This window comes from Halobacillus sp. (assembly GCF_049282395.1).
Taxonomy (GTDB): domain Bacteria; phylum Bacillota; class Bacilli; order Bacillales; family Halobacillaceae; genus Halobacillus.
The window spans coordinates 1-6483 of sequence record NZ_JBAPTY010000263.1 but is presented as its reverse complement, the minus strand read 5'-3'; the positions used below and the strand labels follow the sequence as shown (position 1 = coordinate 6483).

The following is a 6483-nucleotide window of genomic DNA, read 5'->3' as shown; positions in this document are numbered from 1 at the left end:
GCCTCAGCCCATTTAATAGATAGATGGTCAGAGGCGGGGTTTTTGGAAATTATACGATAATATGCTTGTTTAATTCATGGTCTTTAATGTGAGCCTGTGGGAGCATGATTGAACCGAAATCAAATTCTTCCAGAGCTTTCTCCTGTTTAATTCGCTTCGGTGCATCAGGATTTTGAAGCGCGCTAGTACCTAAACTCACAAAATCGGCATGTCCGTTGTTCAGCATATAAACGGCTTTTTCCGGATCAGCTAATTTACCGTTTGCGATGACCGGAATATTACTGTGCTTCTTAGCTGCTTCAGCCATGGACATAGAGCCCTGACCGAATCCAGGTTTCTCAGCATCGTCATCTGTAACATGGATATAATCGAGAGATTCGCTTCCAAGGGTGCTGAAAATAGTATCGGCGTCCGATTCTCCAAGCGCCCATCGATGATCGGCATCGGAGGCTTTCCCTTGAGAGATGCGAATTCCTACGATAAAGTCCTTTCCGACTTTTTTCCGAACTTCTTTAATAACCTCAAGAGCAAAACGAAGTCGGTTTTTGGTATCGCCGCCGAATTCATCTTCTCTACGGTTGAAATAATCAGTTAGAAACTGATCTATTAAATAGCCGTTTGCTCCATGAATTTCTACACCATCGAAACCAGCTTCTTTAGCAAGTTCAGCAGAGCGGCCGAAGGATTCCACAGCTGTTTGTATATCGTCGTGACTCATTCTCTTCGGCTCAGGAAAAGGACCTTCTCCTCCATAGAAAGATAGCTTATCATTCTTCGGGGCTACTTGGGAGGGACCGATATTGTGTTCAGCATATGGATTTTCCTGTGATTGTGCGCCTGCATGCATAATTTGCGCAATGAAAAGCGCTCCATGTTCCTGAACACTTTTCACAATTGGCTTCCAAGCATCGCGCTGAGCTTCATTTGCGAGGCCGGGCTGATTAGGATATCCTTGTGAAAATCGTTCATCCGGATAAACTCCTTCCGTGATCACGGTCCCGAATCCGCCTTTAGCATAGCGTTCATAATATTTCTTCATCGTTTCATTTGGCGTTCCATTATTCTCGGCACTTACACGGGTCATCGGTGCTACTACATAACGGTTGGCGAACGTACGGTCATTTATGGTTTTACTTTCAAACAATGGTTGATGTTGTTCCTTCATATTAGTCAACTCCTTCATGGATTTCATAACCTCTACGCGCTATTTTTAAACAGCTGGGTCTGCTGATTATCTTCCCTGATATGCTATAATACAAACAAATGTTCTTTGAAAGGTGAGTACTTTTTATGGAAGAACTTCTTGCAGAATTAAATGAATCCCAACAGGAAGCTGTCGTTTCCACTGAAGGATTTATCCGGGTCATTGCCGGAGCAGGCTCAGGAAAAACGCGTGCCCTGACCCATCGTTACGCATTTATTGTAAATGAACTCGGGGTAGATCCTTCCAATATACTTTCGGTCACATTCACAAATAAGGCTGCTCATGAAATGAGGCGACGTGTGAAGAAGCTGATCGGCGGGGAGCAGGATACTGGGTTTATTACCACATATCACGGATTTTGTGTTCGTGTACTTCGAGAGGATATCCACCGATTGTTTTATCCTAAGAATTTTATCATTTTAGATGTGGAAGACCAGAAAATTCTGCTGAGAGAAATCTTTGAAGATATGGATTTAAAAATGAACGATAAAACCTTTAAGCGGCTGCTGGATAAGATAGGAATTCTCAAGGCAAACACTCATTACGTGCAGCAAATGATTTTGCGAGGGGAGATGCCTTCTGTGGAAGCGGCTGGAGATATGGACGGTCAAATTATCCAGCGCTATTTAAAGAAACAAAAGCGTGTGTATGGACTGGATTTCGATGACCTTCTTAATTTTGTGTTTGTCCTATTTGACCAGTATCAGGAAGTACTGGAGAAATGGCAGGATCGTCTTTTCTATATTCAAGTGGATGAGTTTCAGGACAGCAGCCTGAAGCAATTTGAGTTAGTGAAAAAGCTTTCGGCCAATCATGGAAACCTTTTTGCGGTGGGGGATCCTGATCAGACCATCTATGAGTGGAGGGGGGCTGATCCCAAGTACATGGTTGATTTTGAAACGTATTTTCCTGACACCCAGACGATCTTTTTAAAGCAGAATTACCGTTCTACCCCGGAGATTCTTTCTCTTGGAAATGCTCTTATCCAGAATAACTATTTCCGTGTGGATAAGGATATGGAAACTAGCAATCCATCTGGTGTAAAAGTCGTTCATTATCACGGAAAGAATGAAGTGGACGAGGCGAAGTGGGTTGTGAACCGGATCAAAGAGATTGTGGAAGCCCGTCAGGCGAACTATAGTGACATTGCGATACTGTACCGGGCAAACTATCTGTCGCGTTCCATTGAACAGGAACTTATCAGTGCTAATATTGAATACACGATTTTTGGAGGCTTTAAATTCTTTGATCGACTGGAAATAAAAGATGCCCTGGCTCACTTACGAATGACTGCTGCGGCAGATGACCTGTCATTTTCCAGAATTATTAATGTTCCCAGGCGGCAGATTGGTAAAAAGCGAATGCAGTTTCTTCGTGAACGAGCTGAAGCAGAGAATCTATCTTTGTATGAAACTTTAAAAAAATATAAAGATCACGATCGGTTCAAATCGACGGGTGCCCATTCATTTATCGAAGCTATTGAATATTTAAAGAATCGAAAAGATGAGTTGAAAGTTTCTGAATTACTCCAGGAAGCCCTGCAGAAAACAGGTTATGAAGCGTACCGGCGGGAGGATGGAGACCAGGAGCGACTGGATAACCTGACTGAATTACTTCATTCCATTGTTCAATATGAGCAGACACTGGGGGAAGATATTAATCTGGAAGAATATCTTCAAATGATTTCGTTGTACACCGATAATGAACGTGACGATCAACTGGATTCTGTTAAGCTGATGACCATTCATACGGCTAAAGGGCTTGAGTTTCCTTATGTATTTGTAGTGGGGATGACAGAAAGCGTGCTGCCAAATGTGCGTGCGCTCAGAGAAAGAAAAGAGCGGGCGCTTGAAGAGGAGCGACGCTTGGCTTATGTGGCGGTCACCCGTGCTGAACGAGAGCTTTACTTAACTGAATCTGAAGGGTTTCAAAATGGTGGCCAGAAGAAATATCCTTCCCGTTTTATTTTTGAAGTGGAAGATGATCTCTATGAAAGAATCGGAGAACTAGATGAAGCCTTGATCGAAGAAGCGAAAGAATATATAAGAGCGACCCATCATAGTAAAGAAGAGGCTCCTGCAGTCTTTTTTGAAAAAGGCGCACGGGTGAAACACCCTGTTTTCGGAGAAGGCGAGATTGTGGATATAGATGAAAAGAAAAATACTTACCGGGTGTTCTTTGATAAGCTTAAAGCACCGAGGCCGATCAGCAGGAATTTCAAGAAACTCGAAAAAATAGAAGAATCCTAAAGGAAGGATCGGTTGTGTGAAGAATATGTCTGGCAATGAACTTTGGATGAATTCATTTGTAGTATTTGCGGTTGTACTGATTGCGGTAATTGTGGTGAGAGGTATTCTTATTGGCACTTTGAAGAAATGGAGCTCTAATAAAGAGGAACGATCCAGAATTTTTTATATGGTTCAAAGCATTATTAATTGGATTGCCTTATATGGAGTCGTCATCTATACTCTTTTTCATTTTCGAAGTGCCCAGTGGATGTTCAGTGCTCTATTTACCATTGGTTCAGAACCTGTATCCGTGTTCTTACTGATTATAGCTGTACTGATTATTTCTCTTACAAACCGCATATCCAAGCTTTTTCGCGGATATGTGTTTCCTGGAGTGTATAAACGGTATGAACTGGATCGCGGCGTCCAGTTTACGTTCGACAAAGCGTTTCATTATCTAATCATGGTCCTGGCTATTATTATCAGTTTATCTACGGTAGGGTTCGAGTTGAGCGCTCTTACGGTTTTTGCTGGAGTCATAGGAGTTGGGATTGGTTTCGGTATGCAGAATATTGCCTCTAATTTCATTTCCGGAATTATTCTTTTATTTGAAAGGCCTATTAAAGTAGGCGACCGGGTCATTGTGGACGAAATTATTGGTGACGTACAGCGTATAAACATGAGAGCAACGGTAATTAAAACCTTGGATAATGAGCATATTATTGTTCCCAATTCGTATTTTCTGGAAGAGCACGTGATTAATCGATCGTATAGCGATAAAGTAATGAGGTTAGTTATGCCAGTGGGGGTTGCTTATGGGAGTGATGTGCCTTTAGTGAAAAAACTTCTGCTCCAGGTAGCGGAAGATGAAGCGGGGGTTTCACCAACCGTTCGCCAGATCCCGGAGCCTTTTATTAATTTTAAAGAGTTTGGAGATTCCTCTTTAAATTTTGAGCTGTTTGTCTGGATCTCGGATCCTCAGCATGTGATACGAATCCGCAGCAATTTAAACTTCAGGATTGATGCAATCTTCAGAGAAAACGGTGTAGAAATTCCATTCCCACAGAGAGATCTGCATGTGAGGAGTGTAGATGAGAAGATTATAGAAAAATGGAAGAGTTAAAACATGGAAAGTCTGAATCGGATGAGATTCAGACTTTTTTATACTTTAACTTTCCGTTTGTATAATTGATGAAATTTTGAGACAATTACAATTGTAAGTTATTTTAGTATAGTACGAGTTCCTTATTATCAACCAAATTGCGAGGAAGAAGGCGGGTTATCCGTTGAAGCGTACAAAAAAACGCTCAGGTACTAACCTGAACGTCTTCTTAATTCATGGAATTTGCGATATCCATGGCTTGCTGGGTCTGTTTTTCTTTATCCACTGCACTGTAATCGATTTGGTAAATGACATTCTCATCACTATTATACCATTCGACAAAAACTTGTTTTTCCTCTTCCCGTACTCCGGCCACGGATCCAGAATTTAATGGAATCTGCAAATCTGTTTCAGCCATCTCTCCAGATGGATCAAATAGGGTAGTGACGGTTAAATCATGAGCCTTTGTAGACTGGTAACGAACCGTTACTTTTTTCCCCTCGGCAGAAGCTTCCACAGCTTTCACCTCAAAAGGAAGCTCATCCGGAAGACCGACCCGTTCCTGCTTACTTTTCGGAAGAGTTTCAATTGGTTCTGCAAATGAATTAGGATAGTTGTTTTTTAAATCGCTTAAGGCTAAATCGGCAGATGAACATCCGGCTAAAAAAATTAGAACAGCCAGAAAGATATGGATTTTTTTCATATGGCTTCTCTCCTTATGACCAGGTAAAAATTCTCCCTTGTAATTTTAGCACAAAAGTATTACGGATTGGATAGGGTTTCTAGTTTGTAGATGATCTAATAAGGGAACTCAGCCTACAAAGAGAATAGACGACGACGCTAGAGTGAGGGGCAACTCAACAGGAAAGGATGAATTTGGATGACCATTCAAATACGATCGTTTTTAGAAAAGGACTTTCACGACATCCAGCAATTAAATAAGAAAGAGGGATGGAACGGACTAGTTGAAAGAAATGAAGAAACGTGTTGTTCCTGGTTGAATTCAGAGCCTGCTCTTGTAGCTGAAGAAGATGGGGAAGTAGTCGGCTATCTGCGCGGACTTACAGATGGAGCTGTGACGCTTTATATCTGTGAGATTCTGATTAAGGAAAGCCACCGTAATCAGGGGATTAGTGAGCAGCTTGTACGGACCGCTCATGAATGTTATCCAAGTACGCGAGTAGAGATGCTTGCTACCACTTCTTCCCACGAATATTATGAAAATCGCGGGTATCGTTCGTTTTATGGTTTTAGGAAATCACCAGAAGAAATGAAAAACGCTCGGAGCTGAGGCTCCGAGTGTTTTTTTAGGTTTACTTTTTGCCCTCTATATATTCTTTCTCTTCAGTCGGAGAGAGGATTCCGGTGGCTTTTCCAATTGTGCCATTCTGTAAATTCCAAATGGCATTGTGATCCTCATCTATGGTGGAGAAGTCCTCTTCCTTCCATTTAACCAGAATATCCTTGTACACCTGCTTATGTTCTACGTCTGCCTGGTCAAGACCTTCAAGCAGCCAGGTTATTCGCTCGGGGTGGATTTCATAGAAACCCCATTTTTTAGAAGCTTCTACTTTTTGATGAGACATTCCATGTATGTACTCTTTATAATGATAATCCGTCAACTCTTCTGCAGGGGTATCCTTACCAAATGGATTTTTACCTGCTTCTTCATAACTATCTAGTTCTTCCTCCGACACAGCCCCTGTAATCACTTCTTCCGCTTCGCGCAGATCTTCTGGGGAGGCGACTTCCTTATCCTCACCTGGTGTAAAAATATATTTTTGTACTACCCATCCTCCAGCACCTACGACCAGAAGGGTTATTAATAAAGTGTACCCGATTATTTTTTTCAAAACTAGTCCCCTCTCCTCATATTACCTGAAAGAAATAAACATGATCTTCCAATTATACACAACAAGGAGCAAACTTTGAAGTTTGCTCCTTGTTTT

At 41.7% G+C, this 6483-nt stretch carries 6 protein-coding genes; 3 read left to right on the top strand and 3 right to left on the bottom strand.

The genetic code is table 11. The annotated features are described in order from the left end of the window. Positions 1–49: 49 nt before the first annotated feature. A complete protein-coding gene (locus WAM07_RS11180) occupies positions 50–1165 on the bottom strand; it encodes an NADH:flavin oxidoreductase (RefSeq protein ID WP_422166887.1) in 1116 nt (371 codons plus the stop codon). A gap of 125 nt (positions 1166–1290) precedes the next feature. Between WAM07_RS11180 and WAM07_RS11175 the strand changes: the two genes are divergently transcribed. Together WAM07_RS11175 and WAM07_RS11170 are read left to right on the top strand one after the other, a co-directional pair. Continuing rightward, the gene (locus WAM07_RS11175) at positions 1291–3453 is read left to right on the top strand and encodes an ATP-dependent helicase (protein ID WP_422166885.1); all 2163 of its coding nucleotides are present in this window, start codon (positions 1291–1293) and stop codon (positions 3451–3453) included. Positions 3454–3478: 25 nt separating this feature from the next. Then, complete coding sequence (locus WAM07_RS11170; RefSeq protein WP_422166889.1) at positions 3479–4555, top strand: mechanosensitive ion channel family protein; 1077 nt, start codon at positions 3479–3481, stop codon at positions 4553–4555. Positions 4556–4763: 208 nt separating this feature from the next. Here WAM07_RS11170 and WAM07_RS11165 read toward each other — a convergent pair whose 3' ends face one another. Next, entirely contained in the window at positions 4764–5237 is a 474-nt protein-coding gene (locus WAM07_RS11165) for a hypothetical protein (protein ID WP_422166883.1), read from the bottom strand. Between the two features lie 177 nt (positions 5238–5414). Between WAM07_RS11165 and WAM07_RS11160 the strand changes: the two genes are divergently transcribed. Next, a complete protein-coding gene (locus WAM07_RS11160; RefSeq protein WP_422166881.1) occupies positions 5415–5825 on the top strand; it encodes a GNAT family N-acetyltransferase in 411 nt (136 codons plus the stop codon). A gap of 22 nt (positions 5826–5847) precedes the next feature. On the opposite strand, the gene WAM07_RS11155 is transcribed toward WAM07_RS11160, so the two are convergent. Beyond that, complete coding sequence (locus WAM07_RS11155; protein ID WP_422166878.1) at positions 5848–6387, bottom strand: DUF6241 domain-containing protein; 540 nt, start codon at positions 6385–6387, stop codon at positions 5848–5850. Positions 6388–6483: the final 96 nt, after the last annotated feature.

Coding starts and splice junctions, on each gene's coding strand:
- WAM07_RS11170 (WP_422166889.1), top strand. CDS start 3,479: ATGTCTGGCAATGAACTTTGGATGAATTCATTTGTAGTATTTGCGGTT.
- WAM07_RS11160 (WP_422166881.1), top strand. CDS start 5,415: ATGACCATTCAAATACGATCGTTTTTAGAAAAGGACTTTCACGACATC.
- WAM07_RS11165 (WP_422166883.1), bottom strand. CDS start 5,237: ATGAAAAAAATCCATATCTTTCTGGCTGTTCTAATTTTTTTAGCCGGA.
- WAM07_RS11180 (WP_422166887.1), bottom strand. CDS start 1,165: ATGAAGGAACAACATCAACCATTGTTTGAAAGTAAAACCATAAATGAC.
- WAM07_RS11175 (WP_422166885.1), top strand. CDS start 1,291: ATGGAAGAACTTCTTGCAGAATTAAATGAATCCCAACAGGAAGCTGTC.